The organism is Stutzerimonas tarimensis (assembly GCF_042648805.1).
In the GTDB taxonomy this organism is placed as follows: Bacteria; Pseudomonadota; Gammaproteobacteria; order Pseudomonadales; family Pseudomonadaceae; genus Azomonas; species Azomonas tarimensis.
Genome location: NZ_JBHRXZ010000021.1, coordinates 1 through 2,016 on the forward strand (window position 1 = coordinate 1; position 2,016 = coordinate 2,016).

The 2,016-nt window shown below is 55.6% G+C and carries 3 protein-coding genes; all 3 read left to right on the plus strand.

Features of this window, described 5'->3' with window-relative positions; translation table 11 throughout:
* A partial coding sequence (locus ACFOMF_RS09140; RefSeq protein ID WP_386364028.1) for a hypothetical protein occupies positions 1 to 505 on the plus strand: 505 nt, incomplete at its 5' end.
* Complete coding sequence (locus ACFOMF_RS09145) at positions 474 to 1,076, plus strand: hypothetical protein (protein ID WP_386364031.1); 603 nt, start codon at positions 474 to 476, stop codon at positions 1,074 to 1,076. The genes ACFOMF_RS09140 and ACFOMF_RS09145, both read left to right, overlap by 32 nt.
* Positions 1,077 to 1,094: 18 nt before the next feature.
* Positions 1,095 to 2,016: hemagglutinin repeat-containing protein (locus ACFOMF_RS09150; RefSeq protein WP_386364034.1), on the plus strand; the 922-nt coding region annotated here is incomplete at its 3' end.

The following is a 2,016-nucleotide window of genomic DNA, read 5'->3' on the forward strand; positions in this document are numbered from 1 at the left end:
CTTGAAACCCGAGGAATTGAATTGGCTGCTGATGGCCGGGTCGATCGCGGGAAATAAGTGGGAGAGTGTTGGGTCAAGGTTTAGCAATAAAGACGAAGATTTTTATAAGAGTAATGGTGTCGCGGTTCGTGGGGTTTTAAATAGAGGAGTAGAGGGACTTCCTTTTGATGCGATAGATATCGCGCTGGGCTATCAGGGGCTACCTGATGCTTCGGTTAAGGACTATTTGGCAACGCTTGGTCCAGAGAGTGCCCTCTCATCAGGGCACTCTTTAGGGACGCTAACTAACATTTACTTGGGCAGCAGTGGTCTGGCCGAGAAAGTATATTTGTATTCCGTTCCTTTTGGCGCGGTAGCACCACCTAATGCGCAGGCCGTGATTGGAACATGGGACTTGGTCAATGGTGGCTGGGCAGGAAAGCTATTCAACTGGGATGCTGAGATCGTCCCGCTAAAACCCTGGGAGCATGGCTTTGAAAATTACAAGCGATATATTGAAAAGTAGTGGTGCTATATTGTTTTTGGCTATGGCGGGGTGTGTGCCTCAATCTGCTTATCACGCATACGAGGCTGGCGGGGACAGCTTTGCCATGAATGATAAATATCTTCGGGTTGATCCACTGGATTATCCGGTTTTTTCTTCAGTAAGGAACATAAAGGGGCCGACGCCTGGGTATATGGAAGATAGAGGGTGGCGCTATCCTGAGATTTCGAGAGAATATAAATGGGTGGTTTCTCATGCCTTTGATGGAAAGTATTTAGTTTACTCGAAAGAGTACGATTATGAATATTGCCTATTTGCTGAGGAGTGGGCGAAGCTGCCAGAGGAAATATGCAAAATTGAAGAGCCATCTTTACTGGGTCCGCAAGGTAAGGGGGCAAGGTCCAACATCTATGTATATATGCGCGAGGATGGCTCGGCTTATGGCTTTCAGTTTTTAAGAAATCCAAAGCGATGGGTTCTTAAGTCTGATAAAGTATCTTTTTTCAGAGTTTCTGATAGAGGCGATTGGTCTGGTCAGCCTTGGTTTAAATGCGTGGAGCGCTGCGAAAAGCTAGTGAACATGATGAGATAGCAGGGTCGAATAAAGGGGGTGAGTGTTAGCTACGCCGACAGCGCCGCGCGCATCAAGGCGAACAACAGCCTGGAGCTGCTGGCCGGGCGCGACGTCATCAACCTCGGCGGCGTGCTCGACAGCCGCGGCGACCTGGGCATCGACGCCGGCCGCGACCTGAGCATCGCCTCGGTACAGGACCTGCAGCACCAGTCACGCGGCAGCAGCTACCTCGATGAGCGGGTGACCCAACTGGGCGCCGAAGTGAGCGCCGGGCGCGATCTGGAGATCGGCGCGGGCAGGGACCTGGCGATCATCGGCAGTGAGCTCAAGGCCGGGCGCGACCTCGGCCTGCAGGCTGCAGGCGACATTACCCTGGCCTCGGCGGCCGACGAGTCGCATTTCTACTCCAAGAGCAAGAAGGTCATCCGGCAGACCGACCACGTCCAGCAGCAGGCCAGCGAGATCAGCGCCGGCGGCAGCCTGGGCATCATCGCCGGGCAAGACCTGAACCTCGTCTCCAGCAAGGTCAGCGCGAACGACGAAGCCTACCTGGTGGCCGGCGGCGAGCTGAACCTGCTGGCGGCGCAGGACTACGACTACTCGCTGTACCAGAAGAAGAAAAAGGGCAGCTTCGGCCGCAAGAGCTTCAAGCGCGACGAAACAACCAGCCTCGAGCACGTGGGCAGCGAAATCAGCACGGGCGGCGACCTGCTGCTGGTCAGCGGCAGCGACCAGACCTACCAGGCGGCGAAACTGGAAAGCGGCGGCGACCTGACGTTGTCCAGCGGCGGCGAGATCGCCTTCGAAGGCGTGAAGGACCTAGAGCAGGAAAGCCACGAAAAGAGCAAGAGCAGCTTTGCCTGGCAGTCGGCCAAAGGCAAGGGCACGACCGACGAGACCCTGGTACAGAGCCAACTGATCGCCCAGGGCGAGTTGGTCATCCAGGCGGTGGAAGGGC